This is a genomic window from Heliomarina sp., assembly GCF_052826185.1.
This window is the reverse complement of record NZ_JBRBUI010000054.1, coordinates 879,433-904,707: the sequence shown is the minus strand read 5'-3', so window position 1 is coordinate 904,707 and position 25,275 is coordinate 879,433. Positions and strand designations below refer to the sequence as shown.

Below are 25,275 nucleotides of genomic sequence, written 5' to 3'. Positions count from 1 at the left end.
CACGAATTCTGACAGGAGTAGCCACATAGCCTTGTTGGCGATCGAACGACTGTACTGTCGCGCTCTCCACTGGGGTCCGCGACGGTACGGATTGACCTTTTTGAGCAGTATCGGTCCAAACATTTGCTTGTCCTATTGCTTCGCCCCGACGAGCTAACGTGAGTTTCGATAGCAAAGTTCCATTGTTCCGCATCAGAAGCGCCAATCCCGCAGGCGGAATATGCGTGCTGAGGCATCAATGGGCCACTCCGGCGGCAACGCTTTCGTCAATGAACTTCCCGACGCGGAACCTGTCGAGAGAGAATTCTTCCGCCAGCGTGGACTGTCCTGCAGCCATGAGTTCAGCCATGGCCCAGCCGGAGCCGGGAATGGCTTTGAATCCCCCGGTGCCCCATCCGCAATTGATGAAACATCCGTGAAGCGGTGTTTTGGAAATGATCGGAGAACGGTCGCCGGTCACATCAACGATCCCGCCCCACTGGCGCAGCATCTTGAGCCGGGAGATCATGGGGAAGGTTTCGATGAGGGCACGGACGGTTTCCTCGATATGATGGAAACTGCCGCGCTGCGTGTAGTTGTTGAAACTGTCGGTGCCGCCGCCGATCACCATTTCGCCCTTGTCGGACTGGCTCATGTAGCCATGCACGGTGTTGGCCATTACAACCACGTCCATGCAGGGCTTAATCGGTTCGGAGACCAGCGCCTGAAGGGCGACGGATTCCAGCGGCAGTCTGAAACCGGCCATGTCCGCCAGACGACCGGAATGGCCCGCGACGACGATGCCCAGCTTGGAACAGTCGATGGGGCCTTTCGATGTGTCGACCCCGCGCACCTGCCCTTCTTCCTGACGGATGCCGGTCACTTCACATTTCTGGATGATGTCCATGCCCATGTCGGAACAGGCGCGGGCATATCCCCAGGCGACCGCGTCGTGGCGCGCGGTCCCCCCGCGCGGCTGCCAGAGCGCGCCCAGAACAGGATAGCGCGGCCCGTCGATATTCATGATCGGGCAGAGCTCTTTAACCTCGCGGGCGGAGATAAACCGCGTATCCACGCCTTGCAGCGCGTTGGCGTGGGCGGTTCTTTGGTAGCCGCGTATCTCGTGCTGGGTCTGCGCCAGCATCATCACGCCGCGCGGGCTGAACATGACGTTGTAGTTCAGATCCTGGCTGAGCGTTTCATAGAGGCTGCGCGACTTTTCATAGATCGCAGCCGAAGGATCCTGAAGGTAATTCGAGCGGATGATCGTCGTGTTGCGCCCGGTGTTACCGCCGCCGAGCCAGCCCTTTTCAATCACCGCGACATTGGTGATGCCGAAATTCTTGCCAAGATAATAGGCCGTTGCCAGCCCGTGTCCCCCTGCCCCGATGATGACCACATCGTACCGGCGGCGAGGTTCCGGGCTTTTCCAGGCGCGTTCCCAACCGGAATGAAATCGAAGAGCTTCGCGGGCGATGGCAAAAGCAGAGTAACGTTTCATTCAGAAGCTCCCGGACTGGATTCGAATGCTGGTCGCTCCATTCTTGCGTCTGCGGGCCGGGAACGAAAGACCCGAGGTCACGCAAATTTGCCGGAGCGACACTTTGCCAAGCATAATTCGGCGTGATCAATTGGAACATGTGCCGCTTTGTCCCTTTTTCGCCGGTCGTCAGGGGTCTAGATAGACGTCAGAGCAGGAGAACGCATGACATTCTGGATCATCACCTTGTTGCTGGCGCTGAGCGTCTCGCTTTTACTGGCTTTGGCCTTGCTGCGCGGATCGCGGATACGGTCGGCCGCGGAGAGCGAAGGCTATGACGTGCAGGTCTATCGCGATCAGCTGGCCGAGGTGGAACGCGACCTGGCGCGCGGCGTGATCGGTCCCGAGGATGCAGAGCGCGTCCGCACCGAGGTATCCCGGCGCATTCTTGCTGCCGATGCCGAGAAACGGGGCGAGCCTGCGGAAAGCGAGGCCGCGCCGACCCTGTCGTGGGCCATGGCGGCGGTGCTGGTGGCGGTTGTCGTGGCGGGGAGCTTTTTCCTTTACAGCGATCTTGGCGCGCCGGGATATGGAGACCTGAGCCTTGAGCGCCGCGTTGCCATGGCCGAGGAGTTGCGCGCATCGCGGCCCGATCAGGCCACCGCCGAAGCGAGTGTGCCCGACCAGCCTGCGCCTGCGAACCTGACCGAGGAATACAAGAACCTTGTGGCAGAGCTGCGCGAAACCGTTGCGACCCGCCCCGACGACCTGACCGGGCAGTCCCTTTTGGCGCGTCACGAGGCCGCCAGCGGAAATTTTGAAGCAGCCTATGCGGCGCAAAAGCGTGTCATCGCGCTTAAAGGCGAAGATGCCAGGTCGGAGGATTTCACCTATCTTGCGGATATGCTGATCCTCGCGGCGGGCGGTTACGTGTCACCCGAGGCGGAAGACGCGTTGAAAAAGGCGCTCTCGCTTGCCCCGCGAAATGGCGCGGCTCAGTATTACTGGGGTCTGATGATGGTGCAGACCGGCCGTCCCGATCAGGCCTTCCGTATCTGGAACAACCTGCTCACACAGAGCCCGTCAGATGCGCCTTGGATCCCGCCGATCCGCGAGCAGATCACCCGCGTTGCGCGAGAAGCGGGTGTGAACTTTACCCTGCCGCCCGAGCCGCAGACAGGCGGCACCCAACTGCGCGGCCCCAGCGCGGAAGATGTCGAGGCGACAAAAGATATGACGCCCGAAGACCGTCAGGCGATGATCGAAGGCATGGTGCAGGGTCTGGCCACGCGGCTTGCCGATGAGGGCGGACCGCCCGAGGAATGGGCGCGGCTGATTTCAGCCCTTGGCGTTCTGGGCGATCTCGATCAGGCGCGGGCGATCTATGATAATGCCCGGTCGGCCTTTGCCGGAGAAGATGCGGCGCTTGCACAGATCGAAGCTGCGGCGGAAAGAGCGGGGATTGCCGAATGATCTATGACGAGTTCGAGGAATTCGCTGCCGCCTGCCCGCAGATGCGCGGGCTGATGGGTCTGGACCTTGGCGACAAGACCATCGGTGTTGCGGTGTCCGATCTGTTCGGCTCCGTCGCGACGCCGCTTGAGACGGTGAAGCGGCGCAAGTTCACGCTGGACGCCGCCCGGCTTGTCGAACTGGTCGAGGCACGGCAGATAGGCGCCATCGTGCTTGGCCTACCCCGCAACATGGATGGCACCGAGGGGCCGCGCTGCCAGTCGACCCGCGCCTTTGCCCGCAACCTCGTGCGGTTGATCGAGATGCCCATCGGCTTTTGGGATGAACGTCTGAGCACAGTGGCAGCCGAGCGCGCGCTGCTCGAGGCGGATACGTCTCGAAAGCGCCGGGCCGAGGTTATCGATCACGTCGCCGCCAGCTATATCCTGCAGGGCGCGCTGGACCGGATCGGGCATCTGAAGCGGGAGAATGCATCGTGAAACCGCCGGTCTGGACACGCAACGAGATCGAAAGCCCCTGCGTGCAGATCTGCGTCATCCATCCGGCAGAGCGGATTTGCACCGGCTGCTATCGCACGATTGACGAAATCGCTCGCTGGTCGCGGATGGAACCGGAAGAACGCCGGACGATCATGCAGGAATTGCCGTCACGCGCGCCAAAGCTTGCAAAACGGCGCGGCGGGCGGGCTGCCCGGCTGAAACGCTAGTTCGGTTCGAGCCACGCGGAGACACCGCCCGGCATCGGCGGGCGGAAGTAGGCGATCATACGGCCGTCTGCCGACGCTTTGGCGCCCTGCTGCCACGGCGTCACGCCGTGCAGCGCCAGACGGTGCAACAAAACCGCCTGCCCCGGTTTCATGGGCAGTTCGACTCGCGGACAAGTCTCGAAAACCTCGCGCCGGGCAGATTGGTAGGCTTCGGTCACGTCGATGCTCTCCCATTGGGTTGGCGGATAAGGCGAGAGCGCCTCAAGCAATCCACGCCTAATAATCGCGGGACTGCCCGACCAGACCACGAGCGGCGCGGCAGTCGCATCGGCCTCGGTCAGCGCAATGCCCAAGATCCACGCGTGAGGTTCGCTGATAAAGCGACGGCGTTGAGGCCCCGAGGCAATGATCCCGTCGATATGCGCCGCATCCCGCTTGAGGCGATAACGGAAGGCAGCTGGCGTTTCGCCATCTCGCGGCTTCGGATAGCCGGGATAGGTCACCGAGATTTGCGCAGGGTGAAGGTCTGACCAGCCCTCGGCGCTGCGCAGGAAGTCTACGGCAGTGCCCTGCAGCGGACCTGAACCGTCGATGCGCCCCTCGGGATCATTCGGCAAGGCATCCAAGCCAACGAACCATGTACCTTCGCACTGAAACTGATGAGCAAGGGCCGGATCGCTTATGGCAAGTCGAGCTGAAGGCAGAGCAGCCAAAGCCCAGTCGACCAACTTGGGATCATGGTCAAACAGGCACCACCCCAGATCTGCGAGCTCTTGCGACGTCGTCAAAGATTATGTTCCCGTAAAGATACGCAGATCGGACAGGTAACCGGCCGCGTCATCCTGCATTTGCGAGTTCGACGGCTTCTTCGACCTGCGCAAGCGCTGCAATGACCAGATCGCCATTCGCTCCGGGCTTATGCGCGCCTTCGGAGAGCGTCCTCCGCCATGCCCGCGCACCGGGTCGCCCCGCGAACATGCCGAGCATGTGGCGCGTAACCTGATGGAGCTTGCCCCCGTCGGCAAGGTGGGAGGCGATGTAGGGAAGCATGGCACTCACGACCTCTTCGGGTGAACGCGCGGGCCCGTCCCCGTAGATTTCAGCGTCGGCCGTGCTTAGCACCGTGGTCGGGTCGTGATAGGCCGCGCGCCCGATCATCACGCCGTCAAGGCCCGCGTCGAGGAAAGAGATCGCCTCTTTCAGTGTCTTGATGCCGCCGTTGACCGAAATGTGCAGGTCGGGAAACTGTTCGGCCATGCGCAGGACAAGCGGATAATCCAAAGGCGGAATATCGCGGTTTTCTTTTGGGCTCAGCCCCTGAAGCCAGGCCTTGCGGGCGTGGATGGTGACCCTTGAGCAGCCAGCCGCCTCTATCCGGGACAGGAAGTCGGGGAGGACTTTTTCCGGGTCCTGATCGTCAACACCAATGCGGCATTTGACCGTCACATCGACATCCACCGCATCTTTCATGGCTGTCACGCAACTGGCGACCAGATCGGGGCTTTCCATCAGAACCGCGCCGAAACTGCCCGACTGGACGCGATCCGACGGGCAGCCGCAGTTCAGGTTGATCTCGTCATAGCCTGCCTCCGCCCCCATCACGGCCGCCTCGGCCAGTTCGGCCGGATCGGAGCCACCAAGCTGCAGCGCCACGGGATGTTCGGAGTCGTGATGTGTCAGCAGGTGCAGCGCCTGTCCCCGGACCAGCGCCGGTGACGTCACCATTTCAGTATAAAGCAGGGTATGCTGGCTATACTGGCGATGAAGAAACCGGCAATGCCGATCGGTCCAGTCCATCATCGGGGCGACGGAGAGGCGGGAAGCTGATCTGGCGTCTTTACTCATTTCGGCATCGGACTCCGGTTTTTCCTGCCCCGTTTGCCCATGGCGTCAAGGCGACGGATACTGGCGTTTGAAGCGGGATCATCTCTCAAAAATACGGCCAAAAGGCAACCGGTTTGCAACCGAAGGCCAGTGAGCGGCGACCGCTGGCAGCCAGCGTTGGTGAAAATGCCGGCCCTGAGGCATCCGCATTGGGAAACGAGCAGAGACGGTGGTTTTGACTTTGTGCTAGCTGACAAGTGCCTTACGATCACATCAATCGAGGCATTTTTTACTTACTTGATTTTTACGAAGCCGCCAGATCGGCTTACATTTCTAAGGGGAGGCAGACGTGGCCCCAAATGCGGAAATCGCCGTTATTATCGCGGCTTATAACGCAAGCGATACTATTCTTCGTGCGATACATTCGGCACTGGCGCAGACGGCAGAGGTTGAAGTGATCGTCGTCGACGATTGCTCGCAGGACGATACGGTGGCGATTGCGAAATCTGTCCAAGATCCACGGTTGAAGGTCATTTCCCAGTCAAAGAATATGGGCGCAGCATCGACCCGCAACAATGGTATCGAGACCAGTACGGCGCCTTGGTTGGCGGTGCTCGATTCCGATGACTTCATGGCGCCGGACCGTCTGGAACGGCTCTTGGCTGAAGCGACGGCTTGCGGCGCGGATTTTCTGGCCGATGATATCTATCGAGTCACCAACAGCGATCTGAACTCGACGCAAAGCCCGTTGTGGCAGGTAAACAGCACGGTCCCCGAGCGGATCACATTTGAGATATTCGTCGACGGAAACCGCCGCAATCGCCGCGGGAACAGGGGCGAGCTTGGGTTCGTCAAACCGCTCATGAACAGGAGTTTTTTAGAACGCAACGGATTGCGCTATGCAGAGGGCATGCGGCTTGCAGAGGATTACCTGTTGTACGCCGAAGCGCTGGCGGCGGGCTGCAACTTTCAGCTTGTTGGGCCAAAGGGGTACTTTGCCGTGCATCGCGACGATTCACTGAGTTCAAACCATACGACGGCAGACCTTGGCGCCATTGTCGCGGTCGACCGCGCGCTTTTGACCCGCCCCGACCTTTCGCAACGGGATAAGGCAGCGCTGCGGCGACACCTGACAGATATACGCAAGGAATGGGCATGGCGCAGGACGATTGACGCGGTCAAGGCGCGGGACCTTTCCGATATTGCCTCTCTTGCCGTCGAACCACCGGCGGTTTCGCTTTCAGTCATGGGAAAGCTGCTTGAACAGGTCTGGTTGCGCGGGCGGCGGCGATTGACGGGCGAGACCTAGGGGTTGCCGGCCGTCAGCATCTCAGCAACGAAAGCCCGCGTGTCGGCGACAGTCTCCAGGTAGATTGAATTGGGCAGCGCAAGCAGCGCTTCGCTTTTCCGCGTGATCGCTTCGGGATGGTCGAGAAGGTGCTGGACAAGCTCTGGCACCGTTGCTTCGGGCGGGTCGTCAAAACACCACCCTGCCTGGTTTCTTTTGATCCATGCCCCGGTTTCGGTTCCCGAGGGTGCCAGCGCCGGGGTTGCGTAATATCCGCCTTCGTAGATCCGGTTCGGCAGCAGCCAGACCGAGTTATGCCCCGCTTCGTACCAGTCGGCGGCCCAGACGACGTCGAGCTTTTCGTAGATCTGCGGCAGGTCCTGCGCTCCGTTGTAGCGCCCGAAATAAGTCATGCGTTCCGCACCGGCGACGTCGGCCTCGAAATTTGGAAAGACACCGGAGGCCGGATAGCCATGGAGCCGGATATCGACACGATCCCGGAAGGTTTTGCCGACCATGGCCAGCAAATCAAAAGAGCGGCGGCAGCGCAGATTACCCACCCAGCCGATACGCAAGGGCTTATGCGGCTGCTTGGCACTGGCGGGGCGCGGCCCAGCATCCTCTGCCAGCAATCGGTTTTCCAGCAGACGGCCGCGATAGAGGCCCGGATGACGCTGGCCAAAATAAGCGCTTTCAAAACGCGGCGATGAATAGACGAGCATATCGCTGCGCTTGATCAGCGCGCCCTCAACGCGGCGCAAAAGGCGCGAGGCTTTGCCATCGCCGATCAGCTTGGTGTGAATGTCGAGGCATTCGTAGATGATCGGCACCTCAAGCCGGTTGCGGCTGGCAAAGGCATGGGCGCAGGCGAGCATATCGAGATTGCGGGCATAGATCAGGTCGACCGCACCCAATTCGGGATGGCTTTGGTGCGACAGGGCAAAGCTTTTCAGCAATAGCCGAAGGCGACCCGCATAGTCATTGTCGCGTGTTTCACCGAGCGAAATCCATTGAAATTCCGCTTCTTTTGCGGCTCCGCGATGAGGCATGATTCCGATAACCTCGCATCCGGCCTGCATAAAGGCCGATGCCCGTTTTCGAACGGCAGGTTCATTCAGGTTGTGGCCGAAGAAGGCGATCCGTGTCATCGCTCCCTGCCCCGAACAAATCGCGAGAGAAAGCCCATTCCCCAGGAAACATGCATGATGCCGGCGGCGACACCGGCCAGCAGACCCTTGGAGGAGTCATGAGAATAAGCGACGCGGGCGCTTACGAACATCAGGCCGAGCAGATAGATGACAGAGGGCAGCAGCAACCACGGCTGACCGAGTATCGCCCCCAGCAGACCGATCAGAAGGGCCAGCACGATCAGAACTGGCGCGAGTTGTCGTAGCTTTGGCCTTTGACCGTGACGCAAACAGGTCGTCGCACGCCCGTAGCCATAGCGAAAATACTGCTGCCAGAGACGGTGCGGTTTGTCGCGCGGAAAATACGTGACGCGGTTATCGCAATCGAGCCAGATCCGCCCGCCTTTGCCGGTAATCCGTCGATCCAGCTCGGCATCTTCGTTGGCGACCATGGTTTCGTCGTAGCCGCCAACAGCGCGAAAATCATCAAGCCGGAAGGCGGCGTGGTGGCCGTGATCGACATATCCTGAAACTCGCCCGGCCCGGTGCGCGGAACCTCCGGTGCCGAACGGCGTGTTGGAAACCCAAGCGACCGCGGTGGCAAATGCCGCCGGGCTTGCCGGTTCGGAATCCAGCGGCACGACGACCGAGGCGGCATCCTTGGCATGAAGAACGGCAATCAACCGCGAGACGTAGCCCGCAGGATACACGGCGTGGCAATCACAGCGGACCAGTATGTCGCGATCGTCCCACATGGGATCGAGGGCCAGGTTCATGGCGGCCGACTGAAGACGTTTGGGATTGTCCAGCAGCTGGATATTCGGGAACTCGGCACTCAATTTGGTGACGATACCCCGCGTCGCATCCGTGCTGCCGCCGTCGGCGACACAAACGGCTGCCGTTCTGGCCAGTTCGTCATGCGTGAGGATAGACCGCAGGCAAAGCTCGATATGCGCTTCTTCGTTCAGGGCGGGGATGAGAACCAGAACCTTTGTACCTTGGGCAACAGTGGTATCTAGCACAGGTAGGCCTCGGCTGGCAGTTCCCGCCTTTCCTGCACCTTTGAACCTTCGGGGTCGGGCTTGAGCGACAGGCCGGTTTTCTTGAGCAGACCGATCAACCGCAAGATCTCTGCCGGCTGCGCCTCGGTTGCCGCGACGCGCATGCGCCACGTCAGACCCCGCCCGAGAGATTGCGATATTTGCCGCCCGATATCCGAGCGTTCCTTAAGCCTGCCAAGACGCAGGATTTCTTCGGGTTCGGGCCATACCCCATGTTTGCCCGACATCGCGCGGCGGCAAATCGTCATCTCGGTCGCGCCCAGTGGCATGTCTGTCGCGATGGTGGCCGCGACTTCGAAATCGTCCAGCGCGTTATTCCAGTCATTGCGCCGCCCATAGACACAGCCGCGCTGCATCAAACCCGCCCGTTCGGCCAGTTCCGGCCGTTCATCGCAATACATCGCAACATAGAAGGACAGCGGGATTTTTTCGCGCAGGTTTCGGAATACCTTCCTGTCCTGCGCGCTCCAGACCTTTTCGGAGTCGCTGGCAGAGTGGCGATGTTTCGAAGATCCCCTGTCGCCGTCGTGCTTTCTCTGCTGAAACAGGATGTCTTCGGTCATGCGGATGGGCGTGCTGACGACCAGCCGGGCGATCATGTCGTAGTCGATCGACCGGTGCAGGTTTTCATTGAAGGGCCCCACCTTTTCATAACATTCCCGGCGCACCATCATAGCGGGCTGGAAAAGGAAGATATCCTCGAGAAGGCTTCTTGCAGGCGTGCCCTGCGCCAAGTCCGGCCAGTAACCCGCATCGGTCACAACACGGCCCGACGGACCTTCCGAAAACCGCGCATAGCAGCCGCCGGCGACACCAATGGAAGGGTCGGCATCGAGGATACCGGCCAGCGTTTCGGCTGCATGGGGCAAAAGCAGATCGTCATCGTCACAAATCCAGACGTAATCCCCTTGGACGAATTTCATTGCCTGATTGAGCGCCGAGGATTTCCCGGCATTCGGCGCACGATGGTACGTGAGATTGTCGCGCCGGAGAGATTTTACAGCATCTTCGGTGCCATCGACGGAACCGTCATCCCAAACGATGATCTGTTCCACGGGTCGAGTCTGACCGAACAGCGACTGCAACGTATCAACAAGATAATCTTTCCTGTTATACGTTGGAACAATAGCGGCAATGGTCGACAAAACTAACCCCACCTTAAAATTCAAAAATAATATCTTAACAGAATCTGACGATTCGCGAATTTTGACAACAGACCATGATGTTAGAAGTCAATCAGCCGCACGATGGCAAGAAATTCGGGCAACAAAGCCACAGATGAGCGATTTGGGGCGTTTCTGGCCTGTCTATGCGCTGTCAACCGGCCGCGTGCGAATTGTTCGTTGCCTGAAAAGCCATCAGCGCCTATCATAATGAAAATTTGTTATTGATTAAAAACTTAGTCCGGATCCAGCGATTTTCAGCTTCCGGACCCTGTAGAGTATAATTCTTTGGCTCAATTGGCTGCGCTTCACCCTGAATCCGAACTGCGCAATACTGCGTCGCAGCAAAGGTTGCCCGACTTCATTATTGGCGGTGCGCCTAAATGCGGAACGACCTCACTTCACTTTATTCTGGATCAGCATCCGGATATCGGTATTCCCGACGAAGAGGTGCATTATTTCGATGCGGACGATCCAATCACCCACCCGGATTTCCTTTACGAGGAAAAGGGGTCGCTGAAATGGTGGGATCCAAGGCCGCCTGCTCTGGACAATCTCAAATGGTATGCAGACCGGTTTTCCGCATTGGGAAATCCGCAATTTCTGGGTGAGGATTCAACAACCTACCTGATGTCCGAAGTGGCAGCTGCCCGGATCAACGCTTTGTTGCCCGAAGCCAAGGTCATTTTCATGCTGCGGCATCCGGTAGAACGTGCCTATTCCCAGTACTGGCATCTGATGAAGACTTCGCGGGCGACGGATTCATTCGAGACGGCCCTGACGAAACACCCGAATATTTTGCTCGGTTCCAGCTTTTGCTCGGGTATCCGGCGGTTCCAGCAGGTTCTGGGAGAAGAGCGGGTCAAGGTGTGCCTGTTCGAAGACTTTCGGGCCGATATGCAAGGTTGCGTGGATTCCGTGACCGATTTCATCGGTGCCCCCAGAATGAAAGTGGATCCCGAGCGATCATGGTTCAATCGCACGAGGTACCCGTCGAATATCGGTCTTCAGCGTCAGGCGAACCGTATTGGCCGACATCTGGTGAAAGGCCGCTATCACCGGCACATGGGCGGCGAACGGGGATTACAGCGACGCGTTGAGGACAAGCTGCACTACTGGTGGTTTGCCCATGTCAATCCGCGACTGCTCAGGGCTGAAAGACCGCTCCCGATGAAAGAGGACACGCGCGCCTTTCTCGTCCAGCATTTGTCGACAAGGAACGCCGGGCTATCAGAGCTGCTGGGCCGTGACCTCTCGAACGTGTGGAAAGATATGACATGCTGAGTTTAATGCCTGCGACAAGAATATACACCCTGAGGTTGTTTTTTGTTACCGTAGTGTGAATTGCTTAGAAAACCGGCTCGTGCCTTAATCATAGGAAGGGGTGAGAGAGAACGAATGGGAGCAGGACGAGTTTGAACCGCCAGTCTAATGCATTTTCCCTGATGATCGACGACCCGATCGACGCAACGCCGGTCGCCGCCCCCCTCGGATTCAACGAACTCTACCGCTTCTTCCGGCGTCGCTGGTTGTTGATCTGCTTGATCGCGACCATGACCGTCATTCTGGCCGCGATGTTGCTGTCGAGCGTGACGCCCCGCTACACCGCTACCGCCGAACTTACCCTGATCGACCAGCGTCAACAGACGACCCCGATTACCGATCTCCTGTCCGGTGTGCCGCTAAGCCGACAACTTGTAGAGCAGGAAATCACCACGATGAATTCCAAGGCTTTCATGATCAACGTCGTCAAAACGTTGGGGATCGACGAAAGCTCGCCCATTATAAATTCCGAGGCGGCACCGTCCCTGCCCCGCCGGGTGATTTCAAGCATCAAAGGCTTTGTCGGGTCGATCCTCGCACCTTCCCGGCCCGAACCGGCTGTCGAGAATGAAGAGCAGACTGCCGAGGATGACACTGTCGTCGGTGCCGAGGAGATGACTCCGTCGCAGGCCGAGGCTTTTCGGGGCCTCGCCGAGGACATCCGGCTCTACGGTCCGGCCGCAGACAAGCTTGCCAGCAATCTCAACATCGCCCAGCGCGGTAATGGTTACGTGATCGAGGTTTCTTCGACCTCGGACGATCCGAATACCGCCGCGCAGATCGCCAACGTCACGGCCACCGAATACGCCCGCTTCAGCCTCGATATCCGGGGGCAGTCCATCGAGGATCAGGTTCAACTACTGAGCGCGAGGGTCGAAGACCTTGGGCGTGATCTCGCCCGTGCCGAAAATTCGGTTGTCGACTTCCAGGAACAGTCCGTGGGCGCGGATAACGACAGCGTTAACCTGTTGAACCAGCAATTGCAGGACCTGTTCCGCCGTCTGGTCGAAGTACGCTCGGAAATTCTGCGCGCCGAAGCCCGCCACGACCTGATCGAGGAAATCATCCAGGAGTCAGGGGCGCTGAAGGCTTCGGAATTCCAGAATTCGCCGATCCTCATCCAGCTTCGCTCACAACTGTCCAGCCGACGCATCGAGTTGAGCCGTGCAAGCGAGCAGTTCGGACCGAATAGCGGTCAGGTCTCTGCCATTCTGGCCAACAGTGAACGCATCGAAGAAGAAATCGAGATCGAGACCCAGCGGATTGTGGCGGAACTTGCCACCGAGGCCGAAGTCGGTCACGCGACCGCGCGCCTGATCGAGCGCGAAATCGACGCTCTGGAAGAGACAGTCATCAGCCGATCGCGGAGCATGGTCGAGTTGGGCAACCTGCGACGGATCGCTGACGCGAACCGCATTGCTTATGAACAGTTTCTAAACCTCGCGACGGAATCCGCGCAGTACCGGGCCCTTCAGCAGCCGACCATCCGGGTCCTATCCTATGCGGAAGTTCCTGAAAGCCCCAGCTCGCCCCGCTCGCTCATGACCATCGCGGTCGCTGGACTGGCCGGCTTGATTATCGGCGTCAGCGTCGCGATCCTTTTGGAGATCCTGAACAATCGCGTCCAGACCGTCGGGCAGTTGCGCCGGGTTTCGGGTCTGCCGGTCATCGGCAGTTTCTCCCGCATTCGCGCTTTCAACCCATTCGCGCGTCACAAGAAATCGGACGTGTATCACGCGGCGGGCGGTCGTCACCTGCTTAGCGAGGCGCGAAAGACCGCCTTGTTCCTGACAAGTTCGCTGGACCGCGATTCAGGGACCATATTGGTGACCTCCGCCGTCGAAGGCGAAGGCCGCACCGCCGTTTCCATCGCCATTGCGACCGCGCTCGCTCTGGACGGAGAGAGTGTCCTCCTCGTCAAGTCCGGCTCCGATGAGGCAACCTTTGGCCGTGGTGGCACATCTGACGGGGAACCCACCGCATTCAGCATGCCGGTTACCAGCAAAACGGGATATGATTATCTTCAATTTCCCGACCAATTGAATTCGTCAGAGGGCGGCCATCTGCGGCGCAAAATCAACGAGTTTCTCGAAGACCTTTCGTCGACTTACAATTACATCATCATCGCGGCGCCACCGGTGCTGTCATCGGGTGGCGGACTGGGTTTCGTCAAGGAATCCGATGCTGTCGTACTGGCCACGAAATGGAATGCAACGGCCGAACAGACGGTCGAGTCCTGCGTCGAGCGGCTGCGCGATCTGGGAACCAAGAACATGTACATGGTTCTGACGATGGTTAACCGCCGCAAGGAAGCCCAGTATGAGTACCGCGGTTTCAAGAACACACAAGTAGCACGTACATGATCAGACCTGGGCTGAAAAATTCCGTCAAGGCATGGGCTCTCGCCCTGCTGGCCGCAACATCGGTCACGGCAGAAGAATACCTTCTGGGGCCGCTGGACGTGCTGTCGCTACGGGTCGTGCTCTGGGACGAAAACGCGTCGACCTACATGCCCATGGAGGCCTTGAACGGCGAGTACCGGGTTTCCCCGGAGGGCACCATTTCTGTTCCCGTTCTGGGTATCGTTCCGGTTGAAGATCGCTCTCCGGATGAGCTGAGCGCCGAATTGGCAACGTCACTCAAGGAAACGGCAGGTCTGTACCAGCCGCCGACGGTGTCGCTGCAGATATCGCAATATCGTCCGTTCTACGTGGGCGGCGACGTGGTGCGTCCCGGCGAGTTCATCTGGCGCCCCGGTCTGACGTCAAGCAAGGCGCTTGCGCTGGCTGGCGGTACGATGCGGCTGAGCAACGGATCGGACATGGACACGGTGCGCGACATCGCCTCGCTGCGCAGCGTGCAGGTCGAACTTGCCCGCTTTCTCGCAAGAGAAGCACGGCTGGAAGCCGAGCTTGCGGGCCTGAATTCGATCGAATTCAGGACGGATGTGTCGCACCCGGACGGGAATGCGTCCCTTGAGAGGATATTCGACGAAGAGCGCGCGATCCTGGAAATCCGCGCTGAATCCTTTGAGCGTGAGACGGAATCCAACAAATCGTTGCTGGCGCTCTATCACACCGAGCTTGAAGGGCTTGAAGCGAAGCAAGAGGGACATAAGACGCAAATGGCACTTTTGCAGGAACAGGCTGACCGGATCAGGCAACTGGCCGAGCGCGGCACTGTTCCCCTCACCCGGTTGGACAGCATCGAAAGCAGCCTGTTGTCGCAAAGCGCCGAAGAGTTGGATCTGAACACAGCGATCTACCGAGCGCGCCAAAGGATCGGAGAAACCGAAAGAGCACAGTTGCAGCTTGCCGATAACCGACAGCGGGACATCGTGAACCAGCTACAGGAAACCCGCAGATCCATCGAGCTATCGACCAAACGAGAGTCCATGTTGATGACGCTCGCGGCGACCAGCGGGGCGATGTCGCCCGAACTTCGTGTAGGTGTCACATCGAGAGTGCGCCGCGAAAAGGATGGCGAGGTCGTTGTGCTGGAGGTGGGTCCGGATGACGCGATCTATCCTGGAGACATGATCGAATTCAGCATGGATCTGGCTCCGATAAGCCAATAGCCGGAACGCTACCGCACACTGACATTCCAGCCAGCCAGATCACTGCATTGCGGCGTATCGGCGCCAAGTTCCGCGTAAGAGACACACTGGTAAAGCGCATCGCTCTCATCTTTTTCTTCGGAAACTGCGCCAGACCAATCCGCCTGACGGGGACCACCAGCCCATAGATCGAAATAGATTTTCGCGGGCGGGCTCGGCACATTCTCTGCACCATCCGCGCGGTAAATTTCCTTACCGTCGACATACCAGACGACGGCATCTGGCGTCCACTCGAAGGCATAAAGGTGAGCTTCTTTTGCCGCATCGAATCCAAGGTCGGCCCAGACGAGATCTTCAAAAGGTTCACCTTCGACAAACCGGTTCAGGAAGACTTTTTCGGTATCACGCCCCAGAAACTCGAAATCGATTTCTTCATGCGTGTGGCCAAAGTAGGGGCCGGTGTAGACGTAGAATGACGAAATCATTCCGTACCCCGCGCCTGCCCGCATGACGACCTCATACCTGCCGTATCCAAACCACCCGCGCCGCTGCATCTGTCCGCTGACATAGGGTTTAAAGGTCTTACCCGCCTTCAGAAGCGTCCCGTCATCCGCGTCCATCTCTTCCCGGCTGACGATATTTTCACTGGCCGTGGGCTTGAGTTGAAGCTTGACGCCGTCCGGCCCAACAACAGTTCCTTCTTTGCGCCAGCCCGTCTGGAAAAGATCCGCGGGATGGTCGTATTCGGCGACCCACCAATCTTCATTCAGGCCGACCACGGGAAACACGCTAAGGAAAGGCTCTCCCATGCGTTTCTGCGCAGATGTCATCTGGGCGTTCGCGACAATCGCGGTGGTCACTACGAGCGCACGGAAGAAGGGTACTTGAAACGTCATTGGTCAGAACTTCCAATTGAACAGAGCAATTTCGTGCGAAAATTCCTTTTGAATTCTTTCGCGCTGAGCGTCGGTGAAGACCTCCCGGTAGGACCGCTTGTCGGTGCGGATGCCTGCCTTTGCGTTGGGTAGTCCTTCGTATTTCATCCCGAGTTCATCGTACAAGGCGCTAAGATCAGCGTCCAGTTGGTCGTAGCGCAAGACGCGATCGACTATCACCCTGCCGTGGGCGTCGCAATAGAACCGGGCGTTGTGACAGAAAATTCCGCGTTCGAGGTATTTGTCCAGTGTCAGCGTCGGGTCATAGCGTTGATGCCAGTCTGCATGCCTGAACATGTGGAAATGCGAAAGCGTCTTATCCCACGGATTTCTCTCGACACAGATTTTCAGATAGCTGTCCCAGATTTCCCTTGGCAGCCGGGCCCGGGCAAAACGGGCGGGAATGTGATTGTAAAATTTCTCACGGCGCCGGAACTCGACGAGGTTTTTCCGCAAGTCCTCTCGCGAGCGAACCTCGCGCCACGGCGGGAACCATCCCCGAAAGTTCCGGGGTTGATGTCCATGCACTTCTGGAAAGATCGGTGTCACGATGGCGTTGGGGCCACACGACTTGGCCAGCATCGCTTCGACACTGGTGCCCGCTGTCTTGAGCGTCTTGATGAAAATCAGCTTATGTTCATGCGATACGATCATGTTTTCAGGCGACAGTCGGCACCGGGCGTTGCAACCAGGCGACATCGAATTTCAGCGCGCGACTGGTCAGCGCTGCGGTGATCAGCACAGCGGCGAGCATTTCGGCGATGACAATTGCGGCCAGCAGAACCTGGCTTTGGATTTCAGGAGCGATCCAGATGAGGTGTGTCAGGCATACGGCAACCCCGACGAGAGTCGGGATGATCAGCGTGCGCACTTCCTGCATCAGGCGGACGGGAACGCAGCGGTTGATGAAGGTCCAGTAGCGGAGAAGATAGGCAACCGCGAAAAGGCTTCTGACAATAATCGCGGCCTCGAGACCAAATGGCAGCGCGGCGAGAAACAGCACGGTCCCGATCGCGAAGCGCTCGACAGACATGCGAAGACGCATGCCAGTCCGGTTCGTGACCATAAAAACCCGCCCTCCCGGCGAGATCAGCGCTTCGACAATCAGAGCAGGAACCGCCAGTCCGAAAATGACAGAAACCGACGCCCAGTCTTTGGACAGAAGCACGACAAACACCGGAAGACCGGCGGCAGCCAATATCGCAAAGGGCGGTATGATCAAGGTCGCGAGCAGCCGGGTCGACGCGATATAGGACCGTCCGACATCCGTGTCGCCTGCGCCATTGTGATACTGTCTTGACATCAGAACCATTACGACTTGCGACAAGGGGCCAGCGATGGCCAGCCGTGGCAACCGCGCCACCCTTTCGGTCATCGCCCATAACGACACGGCCGTATTGCCGAACGTCTGCCCAAAAGCGACTACGGGGATTTGTTTGTCCAACGTCATCACGAACGAGAAAAGCAGCGTATCACGGCCGAACCGGACATGAGGCTTAAGAAGCGAAGTCCTGAAAACCATTCGGGGCATAAAGCCCGACAGGTACCAGCTTCCGATGGCCTTTGTACCAAGCAAGGTGACCTGTTGCGCCACCAGCGCCCAGTAACCGGCCCCCATGAATGCCATGACGACCGCCACAATCGCGCTGACCAGACCAGAGAGTACGATCAGTATGGATATCAGACCAAAGCGGTTGCCCCATTCGATCGAAGCCTGCGGCACAGATGTCAGCGCTTGCAGGAACGGCAGAAGCGCCAGGCAGACGATGACACCGGTAAGCCGTGGCTCATCCATGAAACCGGCATAGAGCGGCGCGACAAAAGCGAGGCAGCCTGAAATCAGGATCCCGACAAAGGTGAGAAACCAGAACACGGTGCTCCATTCATCCGGGTCGATTTTGCCAACCCGTACAAGCGATCTCCCGATACCCGCATCGCTGACGATATTTGCAAAAACCACAACCACCATGCCCAGCGCCATGATGGCGAAATCATCAAAGCTAAGCAGCCGGGCAAGAACGGGCAGGCTCAGGAATTGAAGCAAGACAGAAGCACCGCGCGCCGCCACAAGAAAACGGGTGCTCGCGAAAAAGCCCGAAGTCTCGTCCCTGGACGCCTTTGACTTGCGGTTGGAATACCACACCCGAACAGATCTCATGACAGATTTCCGCCTTCCCCGGTGGAAATATGCAGTTTCGCGCCTATCTTATCGCCCAACATGACAACAGCAGACGACATGGTGCTTGCGCTACGTTGATCTCCGGGAGGCCGACGGGCAGATACGAACAATGTGGATTTTACGCCCATTTGCGATAGTACTTCTGTTTGTGGCGGTGGCGGCAGTCACGGCCTACGCCGTGGAGTCCGATCACGTCATTCTGTGGACCCTTGCGGGCTGGATTGCATCCGGACCTGTCGTTTTGATCGACGCTGTACTCCGCAGGAAATTCAAAACGCAAAAAGGCGAAGACGACCTCGAGGAAAATGCTGCCGAGACCGTCAGTAAGCGCCACGCTGGTTAAAGCTCAGAAGTTTCCAGACTGTTTTCGCGACTATTGACAGATCCCGCCGAAGCGAGCCGGTGCGGATATAGTCAAGATCCAGCGCGACACGTTCGTCATACGAGGTGTCTGATCGCGCTCCCGCTTGCCAAGGACCCGTCAGCCCCGGACGCACAGACAGATAAGCGACGCGCTGAGCGCCATAGTACTTCAGCTCGTCCTTCACGATGGGTCTGGGTCCGACGACGCTCATATCTCCGAACATCACATTGAAAATCTGCGGCAACTCATCAAGGCTGCTCGAGCGCAGAATGTGTCCAATGCCGGGGACAATTCGCGGGTCATCCTTCAATTTGCGCGTGGCCAGCCATTCAAGGCGCATTTCCGGGGAGTCCCTTAGGACGGCCTCAAGAACCTTGTCCGCATCCATTATCATGGTACGGAATTTGTAGCACTTGAACTCGCGCCCGTTCTTGCCAATTCGCTTATGCGCAAAAATGACCGGCCCGTTGTCCATGATTTTCAGCAAGATAACGATAGTGAAAAATAAAGGTGCAAAAGCAACCATCATGGAAATAGAAAAAAGCAAATCAAAAAGACGCTTGTGAAATGCGCCGGTCGTCCAATTGCTAAAATCCTGGGAAGCTTCGGAGAAGAAATACTCTCCATCTGGCACGCGTGCGAACTCGTCCTTCATTGCAATACCCCCAACAACATTATAAAAAATCAGCTTGCCGCCTCCCGCACACGGTAGGCAACATATTCATTAACGACGATGCGTCCTGAAATACAGACGCCTACTAGAATCTCTTAATCTTTTATTAACTTACGCCAGCAGATACCTCCGACCAAGCCCAATTTTGCCACATTTCCATATTTTAAGGAAATGTCAGTAAGAATTATGCTGGATAAACAGCGGTTCGATCACTTTTTTTGCGCATGCGGCATTGGATGCTCATCATAAATTGTTATCCCGAAGTCCGAAATGATTCGTGACATGCGTTGAACCTGCTTGTCAGTGAAAACTTCCTGCCACTTGCGAACCTGACGCTCCGGACTGTGGCTGAGGCTTTCGCCCTGCGTCATGCGGCTGGCTTTCTGAACCTGTTCTTTGGCGATGCCAGGAACGGCTTCACCCCATGAACCGAACAGTCGCGCAACTTCCGTGGCAGGGTCCAGCGATAAAGTCTCATAATGCATTCGAACGTAGTTTGCGTCATAGTCGGGATCGTCGAGACAAGGCTTTTGCGTTCTACACCACATCGCGACAATACGCTCTTCGTCGTTTTCCAGCCCTTTTATGTAATTCGTACTTTCGGAAAGTTCCCGAGAATACCTGTCTGAATTCAATGTCTCCAACATCTTCTCAGTCCCAAAGTTCCCCATCCTTAATTGCGAGGCCGCAATTGCGAAGGGGTGGCGAAGAAAATGAATTGGCGGGCGACGAAATTGTATCTTTCGCACCATCCACGGCAGGAACGCATTCGCGCGGCAGCATTTGACAATCAACTGCTGCGCAGAAATGAACTCGCGGACCGGGTTGGCCCAGCCCGTCCATTCATTGATCACCTGCCCCGTAAGAACATCGCGGATGAACCGCTCGGCCTCGGGCCAGTCGGCATCCACCGGGATATACTGACGCCACGAAAGTCCGACTTCTCTTGCACGGGGCACCTTGTCGAGGTGGAACGGCTCCCAGATCACGGCACTTGGCGTGGTCGAGACGAGCAACTCGCTTAACCATGTCGAGCCGCTGCGCGGGTCGCAGGACAGCACGATGGCGTCTTCCGGTCTGAAACCCCGCATTTTAAAGCTGGACGATATCAGTGCAGAGCGAATGACGTGTTTCATGACCGCTCCAGGCTCCGGAAATGCCAGAAATCAACGCGCCAAGGCGTTTTGCAAAGATCGTTCAATTCAATCCTCACCGCCCTACTCCAAGATCCGACCGCAGGTACTCTCGTCGGCGCATCATACCGATGGTTTTACGCACGACAGTCACAGGTGAGGCAAAGGCCTTGGAGGCGGGGGCTATCTCCCCTCTGCCGGAGGTCAAAGCGGCCAAACGATCCGTGACCGAACGAATGTCATGGCGTTTCGCGATAGCCTCGCGGGCACGCCGGGCGAGCGCCCGAGCCTCTTGGGGATTGCGACGCAGATTTTCGATGACAGCGGCCGTTTCCTCCGGCTCACAATAGATGGCCAGATCACCGAAAGTGGCCTTGATACGCGGATCAAGTACGCAGACACACCCGGACAGCATGGCTTCGGCAACCGTCCTGCCAAACGTTTCGCTCCAGTCCGGGTGGAAATGATAGACAAAAACATCGAGACGGTTGAGGAACGCGGGCACCGGTTCCTGATCGAAATCGAGGAGCGTCCAGTCGGAAAGCTCGACGCCCATGGCAAGCAATCTATCCTTGGGGCATCCCATCACGGCGATCTGAGTGTCCTGCAGGACGGGCAGGCTCGCGCGGATTTTCGCGGCGCTGTCCGGCCATTTCAGTGGATCAGCCCGCCCGTGGCGACCTATCGTTATATTTTTGCTTTCAAAAACTTCACGTTCCGACCCCCACTCGGTGACGTCGAAAAGGTTCGGCCAGTCGGTCGGCGACAGTCGTATCAAAGGATGAAAAGACTGAAGATGCTTTCGGCACAGGCCGGAGACCGGTAGCCAAACCGGGGCTAGGCCGGTGTCACGCTGTACACGATGTGACGTTGTTACCGGTTCATATTGCAGCGATCCGTCACCCCGGAACGGCATATGGTGCGCAACGAGAAACGCGCGGTCCGATTTGATGCGAACCTTGGTTTCAAGCCCGTAAAAAAACGTCATCGGATGATGCAGAAAGACAGTATTCGCCTCTATTTCCTGCTGTGAACCCGCCGGAAAGACGTGCAGGCGCCGGTCCTGAACCAGTTTTTCCATCACCTTGCTGCGCGGGCCCGGGTCCTTGGCGAGATAGGGGCTTTGAACTTCGCACAGGCCGACCGACAGCCCGGCATCAAGCATGGCACCGATATCCGTTGCCACGGCCGATGCGGTGCCGCCCGCAAACCTTGGGTCCATGAGACAAAGAACATCAAGCATCATGGCATTGCATTCCTCGTTGCCGGAGCGGCTGACGCAGTCTTTCCGGTTTCGATGATCTTGTCGATGCTTTCGCCGAACAGCCTAGCCCCGACCGAGCTCAGGTGATCGTCGTCATGATAAAGCGGCTCGCCGTTCCGGCTGGCCCGGCAAAGCACCGCATCGCAAAGGATTTCGTCTGAGCGGATTGGAATGACACCGTGACGCTCGGCGATATCATCAAGCCCCTTGATGATCTTTTCGTTGCGGGCGTCATAGAGCGCCCGGTCCACGCCAAAATCCTTGAGCTCCCGATGCTGTAACGCCAGTTTTGCCAGCGTTTCCGGCACGCGATAGCCCATTTCGGGAATCGGATAAATCAGCGCGACTCGCTTACCGTTGGAACGCAGGGCTGATACCGTCTCCTCGATCTTGTACAACAGTTTTGAAAGACGGTCCGCTTCCGGCCAAGCACCTGTTAGCGCGTCGGAATACCTGGTTGGCGGCCAGTCCCGCTCTGCCAGTCCGTAATCCGATAGATACCCTGTTGTGGCGAGAGCATAGCGGGCGACGATGAAAACCGTATCGACCTCCGGCGTGTTCAACAAAAACGCCATCGCGCCATCGCCATACTCCTCACAGCCGCCATTGCCCCCATCCGCCCGTTCCGTATCGGTCACGGGCAGACAGCCCGCTCGCGAAAGATAGCCGATAGTGCTGCCCGTGCGCCTTGCTGCGGCTTCAATTTCCGGCATGAGCGCCGCTGCGTGGCTGTCGCCCCAGATCATGACCGTCGGGATTTGCCCCGGTGTTCCGAAGACACAAGGGTCGTCGGGCGCACGCCATTCCTCAAACCGCCCCGTACATTCACGCAGCTTGGGGTGTTTATCGAGTTCGAAAGCTGCAAGGCGGACAGTTTCCTTCGGCAAGCGCCATTCCCACCCGTGTCCGACGACAATCATCGAAGCAACAAATGAGACCGCGACCATACCCGTAGCCGATCCCGCAAAAATGGCGCGACGGGAGACATGCCTGTGTTTGCGGGCGCCCGGAACACGGCTGCCCCGGAATGGCGCCTCAATATATGCCCAGGAAAGCCAGGCGAGAAAGATCGACAGCCCAACGACGAGCACACAGCCGAGCGCATCGGGGCGGTCCAGCGTAAACTGTTGGTAAAAAACGATAACCGGCCAATGCCAAAGGTACAAAGAATAGGAAATGAGACCGATAAACACCATGACTGGCAGCGACAGGAACTTCTCGAACATGGTGTCGCCATGCCCGCCAAAGGCAATCACCAGCCCTGCCCCAAGACAGGGCAGCAGGGCGGCGTAGCCCGGGAACACGGTCGCTTCATCGAAGGTCACGACGGCCAACAGGATCATGGCCAGACCGGCAAGACCAAGCACCTCTCTCAACGGTCGGCTGGCGGACACTCGCGGCATCCAGAGCGCGATCAGCGCGCCGATACCCAGTTCCCACGCACGCCATGGCAGGAGGTAATAAGCCATGTCCGGTTTGCTGGCGGTGGTAAAAGCGCTCAGCGCCATGGATATCAGCGTCAGAACCGCGATAATGACGCCGGGGCGTCGACCCAACGCAGCCAGCAGCATCATCAGCGGCGGGAAAAAGATGTAAAACTGCTCCTCGATTGCCAGCGACCATGTATGAAGAAGCGGCCTTTCGTAAATGCCCGGGCTGAAATAGCCGGTGTCTGAATAAAACAGCAGGTTCGAAACAAAGAGCATCGCGGCCGCGGCCGACTTTGCGGTTTGCTCGAACTCGCGCGGCATGAACAGGAAGAACGCCGCGATCAAGGTCGCAACGACAACTGCGATGAGGGCGGGAAGAATACGCCGGGCGCGCCGCTCGTAAAACCGGAGGATCGAGAACTCGCCTCGTTCGACCTCGCGATGGATGATGGACGTGATCAGAAATCCGGAAATGACAAAGAACACGTCGACACCGACATAGCCACCCGACACGCCCGAGACATCAGCGTGGAACAGCACGACGGGCATCACCGCGATGGTACGCAACCCGTCAATATCAGGTCGGTAGGCTTTCAAGACCGGTCTCTTCCTTCAAGCTGGCTGTGATCCATGATCGGCATTTGTCGACAAGCCTGATGTTCCTTGTGACTTTGGAAAACCGACTGCCCGGGATCAGGTTGGGCAAGTGCGGCGATAATAGGTAAAAACAATCGGATCTCCTGGACGTCCTGAACTACGCATATCCTCGGGGACCGGCAGTTGCTGGGTCGCTTTCTCGTAGCAGGTCTGAAACTCGGGATCGCCGCGAAGCTCGACCCCAGTCAGGAACCACTTTTCCGCATCGACGATGTCGATGCCTTCGGACCCACCGAAGATGATGTAATCGGGTTTGCGGGACAGCACATATGCGCCGTCCCCCTTGGCATGGCCGGGCATCCGTTGGCGTCGTGCCAGAACAGGCACATCCTCGCGCTTGGCGATCGTCCGGTCGTTGAGGCCAAGCATATCGATGTAGACGTGATTGTCGGCGTAAAAAGGCGTCGAACCGGCGGTGTTCAATCCAACGAGCGATCCGGCAGGCCACGCTGTCGCGATGTACCTGCCGACGATGGCACCATTGAACGCGGCCCAGTCCATTTTGAAGGATCTCGCGTTAATTGCTGACAGGGCGAACAGGCACAGGCTGCCGAGGATGGCATAGGTCCGCAGTCTCTCGGGCAATGCCCGGATCGAAACGACCAGCAAGATTGCCGCGAACCCGACAATCGGCAGGATGACCCGAGACGCCGCCATGTGATCCCCGCCCGACCATGTGACGTAAAGTAGGAACCCGAGAATTGTGAAAACAAGCCCGGAGGCAAGCCTTGAGGTTTGCCGGTGAAACGCGGCGGCAAAGAACGCCAGACCTGCGAGGCTGAGCACAGGCAGATACAACGCACCAGTAACCACTAGATACTCGCTCACCTTCTGAAGCCGGTGGCCCAGCTCAAGCCCGACCTTGGCGTGGAACGTGTTTGGCAGGAAATCGCCATAATAGTCCAAACGCCAGATCATGTGGACAAGCACGGCCAGCAGGGGAATGCCGCCCGCAACGATCATCCGGGCAAAACGTTTCGACGCCCGCCCGGCCCCAAAGAAGAAAAGCGCCAGCGAAAAAGCCGCTATGACGATCACTGCGTCCGGCCGCACAAGGGCCGCGGCTGCGAAGAAGACCCCGGTAAGAGCCGCCAGGCCATTTGTCTGCGGACGGTTCTGGCGCTGAAAATAGCAAACTGACAGGGCCATGCCCCAAGCCAGGAATGCTGCAACGACAGGTGCCTCGAGCCCTCCGAAAACCCAGACGGACAGGGAGACATTGCAGACGACGGCCGCATAGGCCAAGGCCTGTAGATGCGGTGCCTCGGGCATGATCCGCCGCGCGGCAAAGACCACGGCGGCGACCAAAGCGATAGCGGACAGGATGTTGATCAGCTGGATCGCCAGTATGGGTGTGATGCCCATTTCCATCATGAAAGAGGTCATGATCACGTAGAGGAAATTCGTATACCCTTCGACGCGGTCGCCAAGGTTCCACGACAGATCCCCATGCTCGACAAAATGCTTCGCATATCGCAGCGAGATGAAGGCGTCATCGTGAACAAACAGGTGATTGCGCCAGATATTGACCGCCGCAATCAAGGTGCCGAACCCGGCAATCACATAGGCCGCAGTCTCTTCGCTCAACCTGAGGAAAGACGGTATCATACGGTCTCGCGCGCTATCGTTCACGAGACCAGAAGACATGTCATGCGGCTTT

At 58.1% G+C, this 25,275-nt stretch carries 21 protein-coding genes; 7 read left to right on the top strand and 14 right to left on the bottom strand.

Features of this window, described 5'->3' with window-relative positions; translation table 11 throughout:
• Window positions 1-235: 235 nt before the first annotated feature.
• Window positions 236-1,480 (bottom strand): sarcosine oxidase subunit beta family protein, encoded by a 1,245-nt coding sequence (locus ACU0FH_RS22445; protein ID WP_446196895.1) that lies wholly within the window; start codon window positions 1,478-1,480, stop codon window positions 236-238.
• Between the two features lie 204 nt (window positions 1,481-1,684).
• Between ACU0FH_RS22445 and ccmI the strand changes: the two genes are divergently transcribed.
• The 3 genes from ccmI to ACU0FH_RS22430 are packed head-to-tail and all read left to right on the top strand — an operon-like array spanning window position 1,685 to window position 3,638.
• Window positions 1,685-2,932 (top strand): c-type cytochrome biogenesis protein CcmI, encoded by a 1,248-nt coding sequence (ccmI, locus tag ACU0FH_RS22440; protein ID WP_446196894.1) that lies wholly within the window; start codon window positions 1,685-1,687, stop codon window positions 2,930-2,932.
• A complete protein-coding gene (gene ruvX / locus ACU0FH_RS22435; protein WP_088632703.1) occupies window positions 2,929-3,411 on the top strand; it encodes a Holliday junction resolvase RuvX in 483 nt (160 codons plus the stop codon). Before ccmI ends, ruvX begins: the two co-directional genes overlap by 4 nt.
• Window positions 3,405-3,638 (top strand): DUF1289 domain-containing protein, encoded by a 234-nt coding sequence (locus ACU0FH_RS22430; RefSeq protein ID WP_420485426.1) that lies wholly within the window; start codon window positions 3,405-3,407, stop codon window positions 3,636-3,638. The genes ruvX and ACU0FH_RS22430 overlap by 7 nt, the downstream gene beginning before the upstream one ends.
• On the opposite strand, the gene ACU0FH_RS22425 is transcribed toward ACU0FH_RS22430, so the two are convergent.
• Together ACU0FH_RS22425 and dusA are read right to left on the bottom strand one after the other, a co-directional pair.
• A complete protein-coding gene (locus tag ACU0FH_RS22425) occupies window positions 3,635-4,426 on the bottom strand; it encodes a hypothetical protein (RefSeq protein WP_446196893.1) in 792 nt (263 codons plus the stop codon). The two genes, ACU0FH_RS22430 and ACU0FH_RS22425, sit on opposite strands and share 4 nt — an antisense overlap.
• A 49-nt stretch (window positions 4,427-4,475) precedes the next feature.
• Window positions 4,476-5,483 carry a tRNA dihydrouridine(20/20a) synthase DusA gene (gene dusA / locus ACU0FH_RS22420; RefSeq protein ID WP_446196892.1) on the bottom strand — a complete coding sequence of 336 codons (1,008 nt, stop codon included), beginning with the start codon at window positions 5,481-5,483 and terminating at the stop codon, window positions 4,476-4,478.
• 328 nt (window positions 5,484-5,811) lie between these two features.
• Here dusA and ACU0FH_RS22415 point away from each other — a divergent pair, with 328 nt between their 5' ends.
• Entirely contained in the window at window positions 5,812-6,771 is a 960-nt protein-coding gene (locus ACU0FH_RS22415) for a glycosyltransferase family 2 protein (RefSeq protein ID WP_446196891.1), read from the top strand.
• Here ACU0FH_RS22415 and ACU0FH_RS22410 read toward each other — a convergent pair.
• From ACU0FH_RS22410 to ACU0FH_RS22400, 3 genes are read right to left on the bottom strand one after another with little or no spacing between them, the layout of a single operon-like run.
• Window positions 6,768-7,898, bottom strand: coding sequence for a hypothetical protein (locus ACU0FH_RS22410; protein ID WP_446196890.1), 1,131 nt, complete (start codon window positions 7,896-7,898; stop codon window positions 6,768-6,770). The genes ACU0FH_RS22415 and ACU0FH_RS22410 overlap by 4 nt on opposite strands.
• Entirely contained in the window at window positions 7,895-8,899 is a 1,005-nt protein-coding gene (locus ACU0FH_RS22405; RefSeq protein WP_446196889.1) for a glycosyltransferase family 2 protein, read from the bottom strand. Before ACU0FH_RS22405 ends, ACU0FH_RS22410 begins: the two co-directional genes overlap by 4 nt.
• Window positions 8,893-10,095, bottom strand: coding sequence for a glycosyltransferase (locus ACU0FH_RS22400; protein WP_446196888.1), 1,203 nt, complete (start codon window positions 10,093-10,095; stop codon window positions 8,893-8,895). The genes ACU0FH_RS22405 and ACU0FH_RS22400 overlap by 7 nt, the downstream gene beginning before the upstream one ends.
• Window positions 10,096-10,452: 357 nt before the next feature.
• On the opposite strand from ACU0FH_RS22400, the gene ACU0FH_RS22395 reads away from it, so the two are divergent.
• The 3 genes from ACU0FH_RS22395 (at window position 10,453) to ACU0FH_RS22385 (ending at window position 15,001) form a co-directional block, all read left to right on the top strand.
• Entirely contained in the window at window positions 10,453-11,385 is a 933-nt protein-coding gene (locus ACU0FH_RS22395; RefSeq protein ID WP_446196887.1) for a sulfotransferase family protein, read from the top strand.
• Window positions 11,386-11,516: 131 nt separating this feature from the next.
• Complete coding sequence (locus ACU0FH_RS22390) at window positions 11,517-13,787, top strand: exopolysaccharide transport family protein (RefSeq protein ID WP_446196886.1); 2,271 nt, start codon at window positions 11,517-11,519, stop codon at window positions 13,785-13,787.
• Window positions 13,784-15,001, top strand: coding sequence for a polysaccharide biosynthesis/export family protein (locus tag ACU0FH_RS22385; RefSeq protein WP_446196885.1), 1,218 nt, complete (start codon window positions 13,784-13,786; stop codon window positions 14,999-15,001). The genes ACU0FH_RS22390 and ACU0FH_RS22385 overlap by 4 nt, the downstream gene beginning before the upstream one ends.
• Before the next feature lie 8 nt (window positions 15,002-15,009).
• On the opposite strand, the gene ACU0FH_RS22380 is transcribed toward ACU0FH_RS22385, so the two are convergent.
• From ACU0FH_RS22380 to ACU0FH_RS22345, 8 genes are all read right to left on the bottom strand, one after another.
• Window positions 15,010-15,876 (bottom strand): family 16 glycosylhydrolase, encoded by an 867-nt coding sequence (locus ACU0FH_RS22380; protein WP_446196884.1) that lies wholly within the window; start codon window positions 15,874-15,876, stop codon window positions 15,010-15,012.
• A gap of 3 nt (window positions 15,877-15,879) precedes the next feature.
• Entirely contained in the window at window positions 15,880-16,497 is a 618-nt protein-coding gene (locus ACU0FH_RS22375) for a hypothetical protein (protein ID WP_446196883.1), read from the bottom strand.
• Window positions 16,498-16,573: 76 nt separating this feature from the next.
• Complete coding sequence (locus tag ACU0FH_RS22370; protein ID WP_446196882.1) at window positions 16,574-18,073, bottom strand: oligosaccharide flippase family protein; 1,500 nt, start codon at window positions 18,071-18,073, stop codon at window positions 16,574-16,576.
• 341 nt (window positions 18,074-18,414) lie between these two features.
• A complete protein-coding gene (locus tag ACU0FH_RS22365; RefSeq protein WP_446196881.1) occupies window positions 18,415-19,113 on the bottom strand; it encodes a sugar transferase in 699 nt (232 codons plus the stop codon).
• A gap of 227 nt (window positions 19,114-19,340) precedes the next feature.
• Window positions 19,341-20,267: a hypothetical protein gene (locus tag ACU0FH_RS22360; protein WP_446196880.1), complete on the bottom strand. Its 927-nt coding sequence runs from the start codon at window positions 20,265-20,267 to the stop codon at window positions 19,341-19,343.
• 73 nt (window positions 20,268-20,340) lie between these two features.
• Window positions 20,341-21,510: a glycosyltransferase family protein gene (locus ACU0FH_RS22355; protein ID WP_446196879.1), complete on the bottom strand. Its 1,170-nt coding sequence runs from the start codon at window positions 21,508-21,510 to the stop codon at window positions 20,341-20,343.
• The gene (locus ACU0FH_RS22350; protein ID WP_446196878.1) at window positions 21,507-23,555 is read right to left on the bottom strand and encodes an acyltransferase family protein; all 2,049 of its coding nucleotides are present in this window, start codon (window positions 23,553-23,555) and stop codon (window positions 21,507-21,509) included. The genes ACU0FH_RS22355 and ACU0FH_RS22350 overlap by 4 nt, the downstream gene beginning before the upstream one ends.
• 96 nt (window positions 23,556-23,651) lie before the next feature.
• Window positions 23,652-25,262, bottom strand: a complete 1,611-nt coding sequence (locus tag ACU0FH_RS22345) for a hypothetical protein (RefSeq protein ID WP_446196877.1) — start codon at window positions 25,260-25,262, stop codon at window positions 23,652-23,654.
• Window positions 25,263-25,275 lie beyond the last annotated feature (13 nt).

Bases quoted from the DNA above. Each gene is read 5' to 3' on its own strand.
- ACU0FH_RS22385 (WP_446196885.1), top strand. From the start codon at position 13,784: ATGATCAGACCTGGGCTGAAAAATTCCGTCAAGGCATGGGCTCTCGCC.
- ACU0FH_RS22360 (WP_446196880.1), bottom strand. From the start codon at position 20,267: ATGAAACACGTCATTCGCTCTGCACTGATATCGTCCAGCTTTAAAATG.
- ACU0FH_RS22380 (WP_446196884.1), bottom strand. From the start codon at position 15,876: ATGACGTTTCAAGTACCCTTCTTCCGTGCGCTCGTAGTGACCACCGCG.
- ACU0FH_RS22370 (WP_446196882.1), bottom strand. From the start codon at position 18,073: ATGAGATCTGTTCGGGTGTGGTATTCCAACCGCAAGTCAAAGGCGTCC.
- ccmI (WP_446196894.1), top strand. From the start codon at position 1,685: ATGACATTCTGGATCATCACCTTGTTGCTGGCGCTGAGCGTCTCGCTT.
- ACU0FH_RS22355 (WP_446196879.1), bottom strand. From the start codon at position 21,510: ATGATGCTTGATGTTCTTTGTCTCATGGACCCAAGGTTTGCGGGCGGC.
- ACU0FH_RS22345 (WP_446196877.1), bottom strand. From the start codon at position 25,262: ATGTCTTCTGGTCTCGTGAACGATAGCGCGCGAGACCGTATGATACCG.
- ACU0FH_RS22445 (WP_446196895.1), bottom strand. From the start codon at position 1,480: ATGAAACGTTACTCTGCTTTTGCCATCGCCCGCGAAGCTCTTCGATTT.
- dusA (WP_446196892.1), bottom strand. From the start codon at position 5,483: ATGAGTAAAGACGCCAGATCAGCTTCCCGCCTCTCCGTCGCCCCGATG.
- ACU0FH_RS22365 (WP_446196881.1), bottom strand. From the start codon at position 19,113: ATGAAGGACGAGTTCGCACGCGTGCCAGATGGAGAGTATTTCTTCTCC.
- ACU0FH_RS22410 (WP_446196890.1), bottom strand. From the start codon at position 7,898: ATGACACGGATCGCCTTCTTCGGCCACAACCTGAATGAACCTGCCGTT.
- ACU0FH_RS22375 (WP_446196883.1), bottom strand. From the start codon at position 16,497: ATGCTGGCCAAGTCGTGTGGCCCCAACGCCATCGTGACACCGATCTTT.
- ruvX (WP_088632703.1), top strand. From the start codon at position 2,929: ATGATCTATGACGAGTTCGAGGAATTCGCTGCCGCCTGCCCGCAGATG.